At 66.8% G+C, this 16,754-nt stretch carries 15 protein-coding genes; 6 read left to right on the top strand and 9 right to left on the bottom strand.

Going from position 1 to position 16,754, the window contains the following annotated elements:
* Positions 1 to 38: 38 nt before the first annotated feature.
* Positions 39 to 731 (bottom strand): FadR/GntR family transcriptional regulator, encoded by a 693-nt coding sequence (locus J7I89_RS03365; RefSeq protein WP_214967272.1) that lies wholly within the window; start codon positions 729 to 731, stop codon positions 39 to 41.
* A 109-nt stretch (positions 732 to 840) separates the two neighbouring features.
* Between J7I89_RS03365 and J7I89_RS03360 the strand changes: the two genes are divergently transcribed.
* Positions 841 to 2,187 (top strand): alpha-hydroxy acid oxidase, encoded by a 1,347-nt coding sequence (locus J7I89_RS03360; RefSeq protein WP_285290174.1) that lies wholly within the window; start codon positions 841 to 843, stop codon positions 2,185 to 2,187.
* A gap of 80 nt (positions 2,188 to 2,267) precedes the next feature.
* Here J7I89_RS03360 and J7I89_RS03355 read toward each other — a convergent pair whose 3' ends face one another.
* Positions 2,268 to 2,912: a helix-turn-helix transcriptional regulator gene (locus J7I89_RS03355; RefSeq protein WP_214967271.1), complete on the bottom strand. Its 645-nt coding sequence runs from the start codon at positions 2,910 to 2,912 to the stop codon at positions 2,268 to 2,270.
* Positions 2,913 to 2,981: 69 nt separating this feature from the next.
* Positions 2,982 to 4,193: an acetoin utilization protein AcuC gene (locus J7I89_RS03350; RefSeq protein WP_214967268.1), complete on the bottom strand. Its 1,212-nt coding sequence runs from the start codon at positions 4,191 to 4,193 to the stop codon at positions 2,982 to 2,984.
* A 105-nt stretch (positions 4,194 to 4,298) separates the two neighbouring features.
* Between J7I89_RS03350 and J7I89_RS03345 the strand changes: the two genes are divergently transcribed.
* Together J7I89_RS03345 and J7I89_RS03340 are read left to right on the top strand one after the other, a co-directional pair.
* A complete protein-coding gene (locus J7I89_RS03345; protein ID WP_214967267.1) occupies positions 4,299 to 5,732 on the top strand; it encodes a TrkH family potassium uptake protein in 1,434 nt (477 codons plus the stop codon).
* A complete protein-coding gene (locus J7I89_RS03340; RefSeq protein ID WP_104140747.1) occupies positions 5,725 to 6,411 on the top strand; it encodes a TrkA family potassium uptake protein in 687 nt (228 codons plus the stop codon). The genes J7I89_RS03345 and J7I89_RS03340 overlap by 8 nt, the downstream gene beginning before the upstream one ends.
* An 81-nt stretch (positions 6,412 to 6,492) precedes the next feature.
* Here the strand turns inward: J7I89_RS03340 and proC are convergent, their stop codons facing one another.
* The 5 genes from proC to J7I89_RS03315 all read right to left on the bottom strand — a co-directional run bounded on the left by proC (position 6,493) and on the right by J7I89_RS03315 (position 13,074).
* On the bottom strand, positions 6,493 to 7,326 hold the full coding sequence (gene proC / locus J7I89_RS03335; protein ID WP_214967265.1) for a pyrroline-5-carboxylate reductase: 834 nt from the start codon (positions 7,324 to 7,326) through the stop codon (positions 6,493 to 6,495).
* A gap of 479 nt (positions 7,327 to 7,805) precedes the next feature.
* Positions 7,806 to 8,795 (bottom strand): Ppx/GppA phosphatase family protein, encoded by a 990-nt coding sequence (locus J7I89_RS03330; protein WP_214967263.1) that lies wholly within the window; start codon positions 8,793 to 8,795, stop codon positions 7,806 to 7,808.
* 78 nt (positions 8,796 to 8,873) lie between these two features.
* Positions 8,874 to 9,323, bottom strand: a complete 450-nt coding sequence (locus J7I89_RS03325) for an SseB family protein (RefSeq protein ID WP_214967261.1) — start codon at positions 9,321 to 9,323, stop codon at positions 8,874 to 8,876.
* 211 nt (positions 9,324 to 9,534) lie between these two features.
* Complete coding sequence (gene topA, locus J7I89_RS03320; RefSeq protein WP_214967259.1) at positions 9,535 to 12,258, bottom strand: type I DNA topoisomerase; 2,724 nt, start codon at positions 12,256 to 12,258, stop codon at positions 9,535 to 9,537.
* A 126-nt stretch (positions 12,259 to 12,384) separates the two neighbouring features.
* Positions 12,385 to 13,074, bottom strand: a complete 690-nt coding sequence (locus J7I89_RS03315; RefSeq protein WP_374101991.1) for a winged helix-turn-helix domain-containing protein — start codon at positions 13,072 to 13,074, stop codon at positions 12,385 to 12,387.
* Positions 13,075 to 13,291: 217 nt separating this feature from the next.
* Between J7I89_RS03315 and J7I89_RS03310 the strand changes: the two genes are divergently transcribed.
* Positions 13,292 to 13,609: a hypothetical protein gene (locus J7I89_RS03310; protein WP_214967257.1), complete on the top strand. Its 318-nt coding sequence runs from the start codon at positions 13,292 to 13,294 to the stop codon at positions 13,607 to 13,609.
* 14 nt (positions 13,610 to 13,623) lie between these two features.
* Here the strand turns inward: J7I89_RS03310 and J7I89_RS03305 are convergent, their stop codons facing one another.
* Positions 13,624 to 15,255 (bottom strand): methyltransferase, encoded by a 1,632-nt coding sequence (locus tag J7I89_RS03305; protein ID WP_214967255.1) that lies wholly within the window; start codon positions 15,253 to 15,255, stop codon positions 13,624 to 13,626.
* A 180-nt stretch (positions 15,256 to 15,435) separates the two neighbouring features.
* Between J7I89_RS03305 and J7I89_RS03300 the strand changes: the two genes are divergently transcribed.
* Both J7I89_RS03300 and J7I89_RS03295 read left to right on the top strand, forming a co-directional pair.
* Positions 15,436 to 15,984, top strand: a complete 549-nt coding sequence (locus J7I89_RS03300; RefSeq protein ID WP_214967254.1) for a hypothetical protein — start codon at positions 15,436 to 15,438, stop codon at positions 15,982 to 15,984.
* A 266-nt stretch (positions 15,985 to 16,250) separates the two neighbouring features.
* Positions 16,251 to 16,694, top strand: coding sequence for a hypothetical protein (locus tag J7I89_RS03295; RefSeq protein WP_214967252.1), 444 nt, complete (start codon positions 16,251 to 16,253; stop codon positions 16,692 to 16,694).
* Positions 16,695 to 16,754 lie beyond the last annotated feature (60 nt).

The following is a 16,754-nucleotide window of genomic DNA, read 5'->3' as shown; positions in this document are numbered from 1 at the left end:
ATAACGACATTAACTGCGAGCCAGTTGGGGAAGCCGTGTCAGTGGTGTTCGCGCCCCAGCCCCGCCTCTTTGTAGTAGCCCTCGATGTGGGCAGCCACCAGCTTGGCCGCACGGCCGCCGTCGTCGTTCATAATGGCCGCCAGGATTTCCCGGTGCTCCGTCCGCAGGCGCGCCGCGGTGGCGTCCCAGTCGGGCAGGTTGGCGGTCAGCTTCTCCGCGTAGCCCTGAATGGCCTCGCGGAGGGAACCCATCATTGCGCTGACCACGGCATTGCCGGCGGCATCGGCCACGGCCAGGTGGAAGCGGACGTCGAGGGCCAGGAAATCATCCACGCCGTGGTCCGAGTCCATGTCGTCCAGCAACGTGGCCGCGAGGTCGAGCTCCGGGGCTCCGGGCTTCGCGCGTGCCGCGGCCCAGGATTCCAGCAGCACGCGGGTTTCCACGATGTCCGCCACCGGAAGGTGCTGGGTGGCAACGTGCAGCCGCAGCGCCGAGCCGAGGGCCGCCGTCGGGTCTGAAATCACGACGGTCCCGGCGTCGGGGCCGGAACCAACGCCGGCGCGCACCACCCCCATGGCCTCCAGGATCCGGATGGCCTCGCGGACTGACGTGCGGGAGACGCCGAGCTGCTCGGCCAGGCTCCGTTCGGCGGGGAGGCGCCCGCCCACCGCCACCTGGCCGCCGGAGAGCTGGTCCTCGATCCAGTGCAGGACAAGTTGGTGCGTGCGCATGTGCCAATGGTACTTGATGTGGTTGGACCACATGGCCTACAGTGTGGTTAGACCACACAGGGGCACCGGTCCAGCTGACTAACGTCCCGGCCCACCATCGGAGGAAGCCATGACCCACACCATCCAGCCGAGCAATCCTGAAACCACTCCGGCGCCGGAGGCGACGGATACCCCTGCCGCAGCAGGATACGCCGGGCCCGGTGGCGTGTCAGCCGCTCCCCTGGTTCCGGCCGCCCTCAAGCGCCGGATCCCGAAGTACTCGGACCTCGCCCCGCTCATGCAGTTCAAGAAGCCGGAGTTCAGCCGCGCCGCGAAGCTCCAGCGTGCCAGCACCATCTGGGAGCTCCGGGACATGGCAAAGCGCCGCACGCCACAGGCCCCGTTCGACTACACCGACGGCGCGGCGGAAGCCGAGATCACCCTGCGCCGCGCACGCGAGGCGTTCCTGGACATTGAGTTCCGGCCTGGCATCCTGCGGAACGTCTCCAGCATCGACCTGAGCACCGACATTTTGGGCAAGCCCTCACGGCTCCCGGTGGGCATCGCCCCGACCGGCTTCACCCGCATGATGCAGTCCGAGGGCGAGTACGCCGGATCGCAGGCCGCCGAAGCGGCAGGCATACCCTACACGCTCTCCACCATGGGCACGGCCTCCATCGAGGACGTGGCCGCAGCGGCGCCCAACGGCCGGAACTGGTTTCAGCTGTACCTGTGGACGGACCGCGACCGCTCCCTCGAACTGATCGAGCGCGCCGCGAAGGCCGGCAACGACACGCTCATGGTCACCGTGGACACGGCGGTGGCCGGTGCCCGCCTGCGCGACGTCCGCAACGGCATGACGATTCCGCCGGCGCTGACGCTGAAGACCGTCCTTGATGCGTCCTACCGCCCGGCCTGGTGGTTCAACTTCCTGACCCACGAGCCGCTCACGTTCGCGTCTCTGTCCCGCTTCACGGGCACCGTGGCGGACCTGATCAACTCCATGTTCGACCCCACCCTGACCTTCGAGGACCTCGACTGGCTGCGCGAAACCTGGAAGGGCAAGCTCGTGGTCAAGGGCATCCAGACCGTCGAAGACGCCCGCAAGGTGGTGGACCACGGCGCCGACGGCGTGGTGCTCTCCAACCACGGCGGCCGCCAGCTGGACCGCGCACCCATCCCGTTCCACCTGCTGCCGGACGTCAAGGAAGCCTTCACCAAGGACAACTCCGACGCCGCCATCATCCTGGACACCGGCATCATGAGCGGGGCGGACATCATCGCCGCCCTGGCCCAGGGTGCGGACTTCACGCTGATTGGCCGCGCCTACCTGTACGGGCTCATGGCCGGCGGACGGGCCGGCGTTGACCGCGCCCTGCAGATCCTCGAAAAAGACATGGTGCGCACCACGGCACTGCTCGGCGTCAGCAAACTCTCCGAGCTCACGCCGGACCACGTGCGGATCCTCGGCAAGTAAGCCGGTCCCGCCCGCCCAACTGACTCGCAGTTGTTGTCGTTTTGAGCCGTCAAAACGACACTTATTGCGAGTCAGTTGGGCTATTTCTTGCGGCCGAACTTCGGCAGGTTGGCCAGGAGGTCCGCTGCCTTCTTGGCGCCGCGGCCCACGGTGCGGCCGATCTGCTGCGGGACGGTGTCGTCGTGCGCGGCGCCGCCTGGAACGGTGCCTCCCGGAACCACGACGGCGGGACTCAGCTGCCCGCTGCCGGGACGTCCGGGCGCGTGCGTGGCCTGTTCCGCCGCGGCAGCACCCGGGGCTCCGCCGGAATGTGCTGCCGCGAACGGCTCCGGCACCTCCGCGGCAGAGCCGGCGGATGCAGTGGCCGGTTGCCGGGACGCGGCCTGGGGGCGGGCAGTCTGGGATTCCTCGGCTGCGCCCGGGCGGCTGTCCGCCTCCGGCGACTTCGCGACGGCGGCTGCCGGCCCGACGTCGAACGTCTCCAGCCAGCTGGCGATCCCGGCCAGCGGCTTCGGGTTGAGCGCGTAATAGCGTTTCTGGCCCTGCGCGCGCATGCTCACGAGGTCGGCCTCGCGCAACACTTTGAGGTGCTTGGAGATGGTGGGCTGGCTGGCAGCGAGCTCCTCGACCAGCTCCCCCACTGCTTTGTCCCCCTTGCGGAGGGATACGAGAATGTCACGCCGTGTTGCCTCAGCAATGACGGCAAATACGTCGTCTGTCACCATGTGTCCCACCCTAGCGACATATACGCCGGATGGCATCTACTATTTCGCCGGTCGCCGAGCGGCAGCGGGTCAGTCAAACCAGGGATCCAGCCCGTACAGCGGGAAAACTTCCTTGCGGGTGGCCATCACGGTTCGGTCGATATCGTCATTGGGGTCGAAGCCGACCTCCCAGGACCGCCACCACACGTCCGCGTCATCCCCCATGAGCTCGGGCGCGGCAATCCCGTACCGCTCCTTCACGTACGTCCGCCACGCCTCCGGCACCGGGGTGCGCAGCGGCACGGGGCGGCCCGCGGCGATGCCGATCAGGTGGCTCCAGGCCCGCGGCACCACGCCCGTGATGTGGTATCCGCCGCCGCCCGTGGCGATCCAGCGGTTGTCGCAGTGGCGGGCGGCGAGGTTCGCGACGGCGGTGGCCGCCTCACGCTGCCCGTCCACGCTGACGTTGAGGTGCGTCAGGGGATCCAGGCGGTGCGAATCGCAGCCGTGCTGGCTTACGATCACCTCGGGCTGGAACGCCCTGACGAGCTGCGGAACCACCGCGTGGAATGCCCGCAGCCAGCCGGCGTCCCCGGTCCCCGCGGGCAGTGCGACATTGACGGCGCTGCCCAAAGCGTCCGGACCGCCGATCTCGTTGGCGAAACCGGTGCCGGGGAACAGGGTCATGCCGGACTCGTGCAGCGAGATGGTGAGGACCCGCGGGTCGTTCCAGAAGATGCTCTGCGTCCCGTCCCCGTGATGGGCGTCAATGTCGATATATGCCACGCGCTGCACACCGCCGTCGAGCAGTCTGCTGACGGCGAGGGCGGCGTCGTTGTAGATGCAGAAGCCGCTGGCGCGGTCACGGGAGGCGTGGTGCAGCCCGCCGCCGAAGTTCACGGCCCGGACTGCCGAACCGTCCAGGATCGAGCTGGCCGCGAGCAGCGAGCCGCCGGCCAGGCGCGCGGCGGCCTCGTGCATTCCGGCAAAGGCCGGATCATCCTCCGTGCCCAGCCCGTGGACCTCGTCAGCGGTCCACGGATTTTCGCTGACCCGGCGGACCGCGGCAACGAACTCCGGGCTGTGAACGGCCGTCAGTTCGTCGTCGCCGGCCACCTCTGGTGCTGCGAGCAGAACGTGGTCGAGGTCCAGCAGCCCCAGGCTCCGGGCCAGCCGGGCGGTGAGGTCCATCCGGTCCGGCGCCATCGGGTGGCCCGGGCCGAAGTTGTACGCCGTCATGGCAGCGTCCCACACCACCGTCGTTGGCAGTGCGGGGAGGCTGAGTCCGTGGGCGAAAGTCATCACTGACAGGCTACCCGAGCCGGCTTCCGCCCTCAGCCCGGCCACGGCCCGGACTTTAGTGGTTTACTACTTGAGGAAGCAGAGTCAACCGAGGAAAAGCCACACATGACGCAAAGCCAGTCGAGGTCAAAGAGCCCGGCGAGCTGGCAGCCTGCCGCACCCGAACGCGAAGGCCTCTGGATTTTCACGCGGCTACGCGACTTTATCGATGACATCGCCAACACATCGCCTGCCCGGCTGGCCCTGAGCGCGTTCGTTGTGGTGATCGTCCTCTTCACCGGGCTGCTGTCGCTGCCGGCCGCCTCGGCCACCGGCGACTTCACGCCGATCCACCAGGCCCTTTTCACGGCTGTCTCCGCCGTCTGCGTTACCGGGCTTACCGTGGTGTCTACGGCGGTCCACTGGTCCTTCTTCGGGCAGCTAATCATCCTGATCGGCATCTTCGTCGGCGGCCTGGGCACGTTGACGCTGGCGTCGCTGCTGGCCCTGATGGTGAGCAAGAAACTCGGTGTCCGCGGCAAGCTCATCGCCCAGGAAGCCATGAACAACGCGGGCCGCCTGGGCGAGGTGGGCACGCTGCTGCGGATCGTCATCACCACATCCGTCATCATTGAGGGCGTGCTCGCGCTGGCTCTGGTCCCCCGGTTCCTGACCCTGGGCGAGCCGTTCTGGCAGGCCGTCTGGCACGGCATTTTCTACTCGATCTCGTCCTTCAACAACGCCGGCTTCACACCACATTCGGACGGCATCGTCCCCTACGAGACAGACCTGTGGATCCTCACTCCGCTCATGCTGGGCGTGTTCTTCGGCAGCCTCGGCTTCCCCGTGGTCATGGTCCTGCAGCAGAACGGCCTCAACTGGAAGCGCTGGAACCTGCACACCAAGCTGACCATCCAGGTGTCGTTCATCCTGCTGGCTGCCGGAACGCTGCTGTGGGGGCTGATGGAGTGGGACAACGCCCGGACCATCGGAGGAATGGCCCTCGGCGACAAGATCACGCACTCGCTGTTTGCCTCCGTCATGACGCGCTCGGGCGGCTTCAACCTCGTGGACCAGAACCAGATGGAGTCCACCACCATGCTCCTCACGGACGCCCTCATGTTCGCCGGCGGCGGTTCCGCATCCACGGCCGGCGGCATCAAGGTGACCACCATCGCCGTCATGTTCCTGGCCATCGTGGCGGAAGCCCGCGGTGACGCGGACGTTAAGGTCTACGGCCGGACCATCCCCGAGGGCACCATGCGCGTGGCCATCTCGGTCATCGTCGCCGGTGCAACGCTGGTGTCCGTCTCGGCATTCCTGCTGCTGCACATCAGCGGGGCATCACTGGACCGGGTGCTGTTCGAGACCATTTCGGCCTTCGCCACGGTGGGACTCAGCACGAACCTCAGTGCCGAGGTGCCGCCGTCGGGCGTCTACGTGCTCTCCGCCCTGATGTTCGCCGGCCGCGTCGGCACCGTCACGCTTGCGGCTGCACTTGCCCTGCGCCAGCGCAGCCAGTTGTACCACTACCCGGAAGAGAGGCCAATCATTGGCTAGTACGTCAGGCGCCGTCAACCGCCCCGCCCATAATGCTCCTGTTCTGGTGATCGGACTCGGCCGCTTCGGCTCCGCCACCGCGGAGCAGCTGGTCAAGCAGGGCCGCGAAGTGCTGGCCATCGAGCGCGACCGCACGCTCGTTCAGAAGTGGTCCCCCGTCCTCACCCACGTCGTGGAGGCGGACGCCACCAACATCGACGCCCTGCGCCAGCTCGGCGCGCAGGAGTTCAGTTCCGCCGTCGTGGGCGTGGGCACGTCGATCGAGTCCTCCGTGCTGATCACGGTCAACCTGGTGGACCTCGGCATCGAGCACCTCTGGGTCAAGGCGATCACACCCTCGCACGGCAAGATCCTGACCCGGATCGGCGCCAACCACGTCATCTATCCGGAGGCCGACGCCGGTGTCCGCGCCGCGCACCTGGTCTCCGGGCGCATGCTGGACTTCATCGAGTTCGAGGACGACTACGCGATCGTGAAGATGTACCCGCCGCGCGAGACCGTAGGTTTCACCCTTGAGGAATCCAAGGTCCGTTCCAAGTACGGCGTGACGATCGTGGGCGTGAAGTCGCCGGGCGAGGACTTCACCTACGCCCGCCCGGAAACCAAGGTATCCGCCCGCGACATGCTGATCGTCTCGGGGCACGTGGACCTGCTGGAGCGCTTCGCCGCCCGGCCGTAACCCGCCGCTACGCCAACAGCGGCAGACTTCACCACAGAAAAACCCGGACACCGCGGTGCCCGGGTTTTGTGGTTCTGAAGTCTAGCCCAGCTGCTTCGTCATCTCGGCCGCGCGGTCGGCCGCGGCACGTGCGCCGGCCGCGATGATTGCCGGCATGCCGCGCTCATCGAACGTGGCAATGGCACGTTCCGTGGTGCCGTTCGGGCTGGTCACGGCCTTGCGCAGGGCAGCCGGCACGGCGCCGGGTTCCGCCAGCATGAACCCTGCTCCGGCAACGGTTTCGCGTGCCAGCAGGAGCGACAGCTCCTCGTCGAGTCCGAGTTCAACCCCCGCAGCCGCCATGGCCTCCGCAAGGTAGAACGCGTAAGCGGGGCCGGAGCCGCTGATGGCGCCCAGTGCGTCCACCTGCTCTTCCGGAATTTCGACGACGGTTCCCACGGCGGAGAGGATGTCCTTCGCCTGCTGGAGCTGCTCGGGCGTGCAGCTGGTGCCCGCGGACACGGAAACCACTCCGCGGCCCAGCTTTGCCGGTGTGTTGGGCATTGTCCGGATCACCGGCTGGCCGGGCGGCAGGGCGGCTTCAAGCTGGGCAATGGAAACTGCGGCGGCGACGCTGATGACGATTGCATCGCGGGAAAGAGAGCCACTGATTTCGCGGGCCAGGTCGGCGATGCCGACCGGCTTCACGCCGAGAATCACGACGCCGGATCCCTTCGCCGCCTGTTTGTTGTTGTCAGGCTCTTCCTCTCCGGCGATGGCGGTAATGCCCTGATGGCGCTGCGCCAGCTCGGCGGCCCGCTCGGCGCGCCGGACCGTTGCCACGACCTCCATGGGGTCTGTGCCCGCTTCCAGGAGGCCGCCCATGATTGCCTCGTTCATTGATCCACAGCCAAGGAATGCGATTCGGTTGCTCATGGCTCCATCATTGCAGTTCACCGTCCGCGATGCAGGCCCGCGCCATTCACAGGAAGCTCACATGTTGGCCGAAGGTTTCACACAAAATTGGGCCCTAGGTTTGTTATTACCTCATTGAGGGTGCGAGTGATGAGGCAAGCATGGGGATGTTTGCCTGGCACCGACGGCCTGCAGCAGTTTTACCCATTTTCCTGCAGCAGGCCGTCGGTGCCTTCGCTTTTTAAGGTTGCAGGTTCAGCTCGGCAGGATTCCCAGCGGGCATTCAGGAAAAACCCGCTGAACACTCAAACTCGCTCGCTAGTGTCGTTAACGCCTCACAAGGTGCGAGTGATGGAGCCGGTCCCCAGGGACTGGCACGGCGCCGGTCGGTTGCAGGAGTGTTCCCCCCAGCTCCTTCTGCGAAACCGTCCGGCGCTTCCTCGCTTAAGACGTCAACGTTGTTTAAGACGCCAACGTTGGACGTTTATGCCGGCAATCATTTAGACGGCGGGCAACGTCGCGGGCTGCTGGGCCCCCACGTGCGGGGCGGGTTCCAGCCCGTCAAAGACCAGCTGGTCCAGCCGGCGCAGGATGAGGCCTTCGCGGAGGGCCCAAGGGCAGATCCTGATCTTCTTGAATGCGAAGAGTTCGAGGGCTGCCTCAGCCACGAGCGCCCCCGCGAGGAGCTGGTTGGCACGCGCCTCCGAGACTCCCGGGAGGTGCAGCCTGTCCTCCGTTTTCATGGCCGAAATCCGCTGCGCCCAGATTCCGAGGTCCGTGGCGAGCAGTTCGCGCTTGACGTACGGACCAGCAGCGCTGGGCGCCGCTCCTGCGATCCGCGCCAGCGAACGGAACGTCTTAGACGTCCCGGCCACCAGGTTCGCGCGGCCGACCGCGTCGAAGCTTCGGACCGCCGGCTTGAGGGTTGCACGGATGTAGCGCCGAAGCTCCTTCACGCTCCTCGCCGAGGGAGGATCCTGGTCCAGCCAGTCCCGTGTGAGGCGGCTGGCGCCCAAGGGCACTGACGTGGCCAGCTCCGGCAGCTCGTCCTGGCCGGAGGCCATTTCGAAGGAGCCGCCGCCGATGTCCAGGTTCAGGACGGGTCCGGCACCCCAGCCGTACCAGCGTCGGACGGCAAAGAACGTCATGGACGCTTCCTCGCTGCCGGTCAGTTCCTGCAGGGTGACCGTGGTTTCATGCTTCACGCGTGCCAGCACGGCGGGGCCGTTGGTGGCCTCACGGATGGCCGAGGTACAAAAGGCGAGCAGGTCGTCCGCTTTGTGCCTGGCGGCGAATTCCCAGGCCTCAAGGACGAACTCCGTCAGCTCATGCTGACCGGCGTCGGTGATGTTGCCGTCGCCGTCGAGATACTGCACGAGCGAGAGGGGTCGCTTATGTGAAGCAAAAGGTACCGGTCGCGCGCCGGGGTGGGCGTCAACGAGCAGGAGGTGGACAGTATTGGACCCGATATCGAGGACGCCTAGCCGCATCCTGCCATTATTCCCCCGGAGGAGCAGCAGGTGTAACCGGGCAATCACATTTCGCGGGCCACGGTTCCCGGAGCCGGGCTATTCGCCTTCGAGGCCGGCCGGGTCGGCATCAGCTTCATCGGCGCGCTTGAAGTCCCGCTTGATGTTGGCGATGCCCTCCGGGTTGATTTCGAAACCGTACACGGCGCCCGGGTTGATGACCATGCCGAGTTCGTCCCCGATGTTCGCGATGATCGCGGCGCCCTGCGTGCCCAGCACGTTCGGGGCCGCTTCAAGGTACTGCTCGTCAACGCGGCTGGGGTGCGAGAACACGGCCAAAACGGGCTGGCCCTCCGCGTTGCCGAGCACGAGCGGCTCCACTTGGGAGTCCTCGCCTTCGAGGGCGTCGGAGCTGATGATGTAGACCTCGTTGTTGAGGAAGGAGAGGATGACATCCACCGGGTTGGCGTCCGGCTGGTCCCCGAGGGCCAGCTTCTCTTCGAGGTCGTTCAGCGGCGTGGTGTCTGCGGGTCCGGGCTGTTCAGTCATGTATCTACTCGACCACGTTGAGCACAGCGGCGCAATTCCAGCCCGGTTTCGCCCCCGCCTGAAGTCCGCCCCTGAGCGCGGGTCGAGCCTGTCGAGACCCGGCAGGTTGCGCTCCCCACCCGCACCCTAACCTCGCAAGCTCGGTCAGGGAGACGGTGGGGAGAACGAGCGAGCACGCCGAGGATGGCTCGCGTCCCGAGCCGGTCGCGCCTTACTTCTTGGCCGCTGCCTTCTTGGCGGGTGCCTTGCGCGTGGTGGTGCGCTTGACCGGGCCCTTGGCCCGCTTTTCCGCCAAAAGTTCGACAGCCTGTTCCCGCGTCAGTTCCTCCAGGGAGGTGCTCCGGGGCACGGTGATATTGGTGACGCCGTCGGTGATGTACGGCCCGAAGCGGCCTTCCTTCACCACGATGTTCTTCTCCGAGACCGGGTCCGGGCCGAACTCCGCCAGCGGCGGCACGGCGGCGCGGGCACCACGCTGCTTGGGCTGGGAGTAGATCTCCAGCGCCTGATCCAGCGTAATGGTGAAGATTTCCTCTTCCGAGCCGATGGAGCGCGAGTCCGTGCCCATCTTCAGGTACGGTCCGAAGCGGCCGTTCTGGACCGTGATCACGTTGCCCTCGGCGTCCGTGCCCAGCGCCCGCGGAAGGCTCATGAGCTGCAGCGCCTCGTCCAAGGTGATGGAATCCACGGTCATGGACTTGAACAGCGAACCGGTGCGCGGCTTGGCCTTCACGGGCTTCTTCGGCGGCTTGGGCTTGCCGTTCTTGTAGTACTCAACCGGCTGGTTGGCCAACTGCTCCTCGGTCATCTCCGGGATAACCTCGGTGACGTAGGCGCCGTAGCGGCCGTTCTTCGCCACCACGGTGTGCCCGGTGTGCGGATCGGCGCCCAGCACCCGTTCCTCCGGCGCTGCGGTTTCCATGAGCTCCACGGCCTTGGCGGCGGTGAGCTCATCCGGGGCAAGGTCCTCGGGGACATTGGCGCGTGCAGACTCCACGACCTCGCCGGTCTTGGGATCGACCGTGGGGACCGAGCTTTCCAGGTAGGGCCCGAACTTGCCGACGCGCAGCGTGATGCCCTCGGCGATGGGCACCGAGTTGATTTCCCGGGCATCGATTTCGCCCAGGTTGTTCACGATGCTCAGCAGCCCGGGATCGGCGTCTTCGCCGTAGTAGAAGTGCTTGAGCCAGGCGGAGCCAACGGCCTGGCCGTTGGCGATCTTGTCGAGGTCGCCTTCCATGTCGGCAGTGAACTCGTAGTCCACATAGTCATGGAAGTGCTGCTCGAGCAGCCGGATCACCGAGAACGCGATCCAGCTGGGGACCAGCGCCGAGCCCTGCTTACGCACATACCCGCGGTCCTGGATGGTGGAGATCGTGGAGGCGTACGTGGACGGGCGGCCGATGCCCTTCTTTTCCAGCTCGGCCGTCAGCGAAGCTTCGGTGAAGCGCGGCGGCGGCGACGTCTCGTGACCCACAGCAATGATGTCAGCGGCGGTGAGGGAATCATCCTTGGCCACGTTGGGCAGGCGGCGCGCTTCCTCGGACTCGTCGTCTCCGCGGCTTTCGTCCTTGCCTTCCTCATAGGCGGCGAGGAAGCCGGGGAAGGTGATCACGGTGCCGGAGGCCGAGAACTCTGCGTCGCGGCCGTCGGAGGCCACGGCACCCAGGCGGATGGTGGCCGTGGATCCCTTGGCATCGCCCATCTGGGACGCTACGGTGCGCTTCCAGATCAGCTCGTACAGCCGGAATTCATCGCCGCTGAGCTGCTTGGCAACCTGCGCCGGAGTGCGGAAGGAGTCACCGGCGGGACGGATGGCCTCGTGGGCCTCCTGCGCGTTCGCGGCTTTGCTGGTGTACACGCGGGGCGACTGCGGAACGTACTCGGGACCGTACAGCTCGGAGGCCTGGCGCCGTGCGGCCGTGACGGCCTCGTCGCTCAGCGCCGACGAATCGGTACGCATATAGGTGATGTAGCCGTTTTCATACAGGCGCTGGGCCACCTGCATGGTGCTCTTGGACGAGAAGCGCAGCTTGCGGCCCGCCTCCTGCTGCAGCGTGGAGGTGGTGAACGGCGCGGCCGGACGGCGCGTGTAGGGCTTAGTGTCGACGGAGCGGACGCGGAAATCGGCGTCCTGCAGCGCGGCCGCCAGGGACGTGGCGAGTTCCTCGTTGAGGTGGGCCACATTGCGGGAGGTGAGTTCGCCGTCGTCGTTAAAGTCACGGCCGGTGGCGACCTTGGCGCCGTCAACCGCGGCGAGCTTCGCCTTGAACGAGCCGGAATCGGCACCGAACTGTCCGGTCAGGTCCCAGTAGGACGCCGCCTTGAAGGCCATGCGCTCCCGTTCACGGTCAACCACCATGCGGGTCACCACGGACTGCACGCGGCCGGCGGACAGGCCGCGCGCCACCTTGCGCCACAGCACCGGGGAAATCTCGTAGCCGTAGAGGCGGTCCAAGATGCGCCGGGTTTCCTGTGCGTCCACCAGCGCGGCATCGACATCGCGCAGGTTGTCCATGGCGCGGTGGATGGCTTCCTTGGTGATTTCACCGAAGGTCATCCGGTACACCGGGACCTTCGGCTTGAGGACCTCCAGCAGGTGCCACGCGATGGCCTCGCCCTCGCGGTCCCCATCGGTTGCGAGATAGAGGGCGTCAGCGTCCTTGAGCTGGGCCTTGAGCTCGGCCACCTTTTTCTTCTTGTCCGGGGACACCACGTAGTACGGCTTGAAGCCGTTTTCGACGTCGACGGCGAACTTGCCCACGGAGGTCTTCTTCAGCTCCGCGGGGAGTTCCGACGGCTGCGGCAGGTCGCGGATGTGACCGATGGAGGCCTCAACGATGAAGCCCTCGCCCAGGTACTTGGCGATGGTCTTGCTCTTGGCCGGAGACTCCACGATCACGAGTTTCTTGCCGGTTTTGGCCTTGCTTGGCACAGTGCTCCTACAGAAAAAGGTTGCTCGGGCAGATGAGCCCATATTGGCCTAGTTCACCATATTTTGGAGAATCATGCGCTGTCATGTGGAAAAGAGGTGGCCACCGTCACTGCCGAGCGGGCCTACTTAACTCCCGCCGGATGCACCGTTCCGGGCCGCCCCTGCCACCCCGCGGTCGTCCGGAATCATGGACCACATCGTGGCGGTCCGCTCAGCTCCCGGGGGGATGACACTCGGATCCTCAAGCTCATATTCGCGCAGCAATTCGAAGACTCGCCTGCTGAGTTCACTGCGCTGCCCCGGTGTCAGGTACAGGAGGTTGCTGGCCAGGACCACCGACGAGGACTCCGGAGACTCGCCGCGCTGGCGCTGCTCGTTCCGGACCCCGGCGTAGGCGTGGGTGCGGCGGCGGAAGGCATCCAGCTCGAGATCGATCACCGCGAACTCGGGGCTGGCCACACGCCCGCCCGAGTTGATGGCGAAGTCCGTGCCGGCAGCCTTCCAGCGGCGTTCGCGGGCGTCACCGGCGGTCTCGGCCGGCACCACGATCCCCCACTTCTGGAGGGCCCGCAGGTGGTAGCTCATGGCGCTCGGAGTCAGCCCGGTCTGCTGGGCCAGTTCCGTGGCCGTGCGGCTGGACTGCGTGGAGTACAGCTCCGAAATCACTTCGAGCCGCGCGGCATGGGCCAGCGCCCGGATTGCCTTGGGGTCGGTGATCTCCACTTTCTTTTCCTGGCGTGGCCTGCGCATCGATCCCGTATTCGCACCGGGCGTCATGTTGTTTGCCGGCTCCGCGGAGGGCGTCTCAGTACTCACTTTCCCAGTCTACCCAGCAGGAATGAGTTATGAAATAAATGCTTGACATTCTCGACGCGGCAGAAATGAGCCTGGCAACCCGCCGGACATTAGCCGCTTCCGGTTTGCCCAAAAATTACTAAGCATGCTTTCCTTATTGGGTAAGCAGACCTCCCGCAAGCAGTTCGCGGCGGGGCCGCCAAGGCTGGCGGCCCCGTGAAAAGCCCAAAGGACAGCCATGATTACCCTCACAGAAGATGCCCTCCCGGCGGCCGATGCCTTTGCCGCGGAAGGGAGCGGCCCAGGCACCGAAGCCGGCGCGGCTGAAGATGACGGGTTGCTGGCTACCTTTAGCACCAGGCTGCATTGCCGCAAACCGATGCAGCGCGTGGACCGGGAACGAGTGTCCCTGGACATGGCGCTCCATGTCGACGGTTCCCACCCAATTCGCTTGCCGAAGGGTCCGGCGGCAGACGATGTGATCACATACCGCTGCATGTGCGGTTTCACCATGGACGCGCCTTCGGCCGCCGTGGAATTAGCGGCCGCTAGCTGAGGGAGCCAGCCGCTCTAGGCATCGTCGGACGGAAGCAGGAAGCCGTCGCGGACCAGGTTCGCGACTTCGGACAGCAGCCCGGCGCGGAAGGCATCGCCGTCGAACCCATCCGCCCCGCCCAGCAGGGCCTCGAGGGCGCCCATGATCTGCCCGACGGAGAGGTCGCCGTCGCATGCTGACACGAAGCCGGCCAGCTCGGTGCTCAGGAGGTTGGTCCGGCGGAGTCCGGCTCCCTGCCGCAGCAGGATGACACCGGGATGTTCGGCACCGGGGCGCTGGTGGCGTTCCTCGGTGACGTCGTCAGCCACGAGCAGGTGTGCCGCCGACAGGTCATTGGCGGCCAGCCAGTCCTCGCGGTCGACGCCGGCGCCAAGGTGCGGCCCCACGGGCTGCTCGATCGGATAGGTGATCTCCTCGAACCGGTAAACCCTAGGCTCTCCCCTGGCGGGCCGCCGCAGCCAGATCATTCCGAATCCGACCCCGCCCACATCCCGCGAGGCAAAGTCGTCCAGGTACGCGGCGTAGGCGTCCTGGTAGTGCCGCCGGTCCCGGTTTTCCGAGGCGTCCTGCAGCCAGGTCTCGGCATACTGCTCAGGGCCGAGCTGCTCGCGCTGGATGAACCAGACATCCGTGTCCGGACTGGCCCAGCTTTGCGGCCGTTCCTCCCAGGAAGTGCCCGCCGCAATCTCCCAGTTGCCTAAAAGTTGGGCTGTTCCGCCAGGGGCAAGCACACCGGGCAGGGACCGGACCAGCGACGCCACGATGTCATCGCCGGGCAGGCCGCCGTCGCGGTACGTGAATTGGTCCGCAGCCGCTTCGCCGGTGCTGCGCGGCGTGATGACGAACGGCGGATTGGACACCACGAGGTCGAATTCCTCGCCGGCCACGGGCTCCAGGAGGGATCCGAGACGAAGGCTCACCCGTTCCTCCGGCCGTGCCCGGTCCACGTACAGGGCCTCGGCATTGAGCAGGAGGTTGAACCGCGTGAACGCGAGGGCGCGCTCCGAAATATCGGTCGCCGTGACGTGCTCGCTGTGATGCAGGAGGTGGAACGTCTGGATGCCGCACCCGGCGCCCAGGTCCAGGGCACGGGCGGCGTGCCGCCGGATGGTGGTCTGCACCAGGGTGGTGGAGGCCTGCCCGATGCCGAGGACGTGGTCATGCCGCAGGACGCCCGCGCGCTGGTGCGCGGCGAGGTCGCTGGCCACCCAGAGTTCAGCGCCGCCGCTGCCCTCCCCTGCGGTAGCTTCCCAGCCGTAGGGCCGCAGGTCCGCTGCGGCCGCGATCTGGCCCTCCACGGTCTCGGCCAGCCGCAGCGCCACCAGCCCTTCCGTCCGGACGCGCGGCAGGGCGGCGTCCAGAGCCTCCGCGTCCTGCGGGACGGCCAGGAGCCACAAACGCACGACGGCGGCGAGCGCCGCCGCGCGCGGCTCACCGGTGGCGGCTGCTTCGGTGACGATCAGCGCAGGAATCAGTTGGTCCCGGCTCAGTGCCGAGTACGCCGACGCGCCGAGCAGGTCAGCGACACCGTCCACCGTGTAGTCGACGTCCCGCAGGTCAGCAGCCAGGGCGGCCAGGAGATCGGGCAGGTCGCTGCGGGGGGCGTCGGGCGTGTTTCCGGCCGTGAAGCGCGTTGATTCAGTCACCGGGCAAGTCTATTTCCCGTGCCCGGCGGCCGGATGCCGCGGCTCCTCCCAGATGGCCTGGCCAGATTGGCGGGTCTGCCTGCCGGTCTTGGCTGTGCAATGCCGGGCCTGTTTGCCGGGTCTATTTTGTCGCGTCTATGTCGCGTCTATATTGTCGGGGCGGGAGGCTAAAGTGGGGCCATGCTCGGAACCCAGGCAGCGGTGGCTGATCCCGGATGGCTGCAGTACGTGGCCGCATTCGCCCCCCTCAGCACCCTTGTGGCGGCCATAATCGCCGGATGGATAGCGTGGCGGACCCTGGCCCAGCGGCGTGAAGCGGACCGGCGCGACCAGTGGTGGCAACGGACGCAGTGGGCCATCGACCTTGCCATGGACCGTGACTTCAGCCGGGCCATCGTAGGCCTGATCACGCTCAAGCACCTGGCCACCAGCGATCTCTGCACCAACGAGGACTACCAGATGCTGGACAAGATCGGCGGCGCCAAGATCGACGCCCTGACGCTTTCGGAGGCAAGCGCCGACCACGAACCGAGCGCAGCGCCGGGCCACACCCCCTGGCCGTCAACGCATCCTCCGGAGCACGGGCCCGCAGCCCGCGCCGACGTTATTCCGGTTCAGCTCGAGTCCCGTGGCGAGCGGGTATTCGCCACTTCCACCGGCATGGCGCAGGCCCTGACGGAGGCAGACAGACTTGTCTCTTTCGTGGGATCGCGGCATGCCGGACGCTGACAAACTCGGCGTCCGCAGGCTCAGGCGGTGACGCCGACGATGGCGGAGCTGCCGCCCACAAGGTCAGGGCGATGCCCCGGCGGCTCAGGCTGGGACGGGGCGTCTCCGGCCGGGCAGGAGGCTCAGGCCCGGCAGCTCCGGCTGGGCAGGGGGCTCCGGTTGAGGCCGGGCAGCTCCGGCCGGGCAGCTCCGGTTGACGCCGGGCAGCTCCGGCCGGGCAGCTCCGGTTGACGCCGGGCAGCCGTTTCAGCAGGTAAGTTGGAGGCATGGCTGAACGTTCCCCTGCGATGCGCCGTGTCCTGTCCGGTGCCGCGGCAGCTGCCCTCCTTTTGCTGGCGGTGCCCGCCTGCTCGCCCGTGGTCTCGATCGAAAACGCCGACGTGCCCGCGTGGAAGGCCACTGCGCTGCCGTCCGTCAGCGGCGCGGTGCTTGAGGACGCCGGCAAGATTCTCAACCGGGACCGGATCATCCGCGAGGCAGCCAATGTGCCGGCGGGCCGCTACACGCTGACCATGACGTGCGACGGCGGCGGCAAGGCGTTCTTCGCCGTGACACTGGCAGGGAAAGAGCTCGCGGACGCCGGCGCAGCGTGCAACGGCAGCCGGGAAACCGTGAAGATCACGGTGCCGGAACCCGGGCCGGTGGAGATCAGCACGTCCAGCGTGGACGCCCCGCTTATTTACGCGTACCAGCTGGTCCCCGTTCAGTAGCTTTCTGTTCATCAGCTTTCTGTTCATCACCGGCCCGAGGCCGTGCCGGAAGGCTTCGCC

It is taken from the genome of Arthrobacter sp. ISL-5 (assembly GCF_018613835.1).
GTDB lineage: Bacteria > Actinomycetota > Actinomycetes > Actinomycetales > Micrococcaceae > Arthrobacter.
Note: the sequence above shows the minus strand (reverse complement) of the source record. Positions and strands in the feature narration are given on the sequence as shown.

Excerpts from the sequence above, each read along its gene's own strand:
- J7I89_RS03325 (WP_214967261.1), bottom strand. The coding sequence starts at position 9,323 with ATGACTGAACAGCCCGGACCCGCAGACACCACGCCGCTGAACGACCTC.
- J7I89_RS03345 (WP_214967267.1), top strand. The coding sequence starts at position 4,299 with ATGACGCAAAGCCAGTCGAGGTCAAAGAGCCCGGCGAGCTGGCAGCCT.
- proC (WP_214967265.1), bottom strand. The coding sequence starts at position 7,326 with ATGAGCAACCGAATCGCATTCCTTGGCTGTGGATCAATGAACGAGGCA.
- J7I89_RS03330 (WP_214967263.1), bottom strand. The coding sequence starts at position 8,795 with ATGCGGCTAGGCGTCCTCGATATCGGGTCCAATACTGTCCACCTCCTG.
- J7I89_RS03360 (WP_285290174.1), top strand. The coding sequence starts at position 841 with ATGACCCACACCATCCAGCCGAGCAATCCTGAAACCACTCCGGCGCCG.
- J7I89_RS03355 (WP_214967271.1), bottom strand. The coding sequence starts at position 2,912 with ATGGTGACAGACGACGTATTTGCCGTCATTGCTGAGGCAACACGGCGT.
- J7I89_RS03350 (WP_214967268.1), bottom strand. The coding sequence starts at position 4,193 with ATGACTTTCGCCCACGGACTCAGCCTCCCCGCACTGCCAACGACGGTG.
- J7I89_RS03300 (WP_214967254.1), top strand. The coding sequence starts at position 15,436 with ATGCTCGGAACCCAGGCAGCGGTGGCTGATCCCGGATGGCTGCAGTAC.
- J7I89_RS03295 (WP_214967252.1), top strand. The coding sequence starts at position 16,251 with ATGGCTGAACGTTCCCCTGCGATGCGCCGTGTCCTGTCCGGTGCCGCG.
- J7I89_RS03310 (WP_214967257.1), top strand. The coding sequence starts at position 13,292 with ATGATTACCCTCACAGAAGATGCCCTCCCGGCGGCCGATGCCTTTGCC.
- J7I89_RS03365 (WP_214967272.1), bottom strand. The coding sequence starts at position 731 with ATGCGCACGCACCAACTTGTCCTGCACTGGATCGAGGACCAGCTCTCC.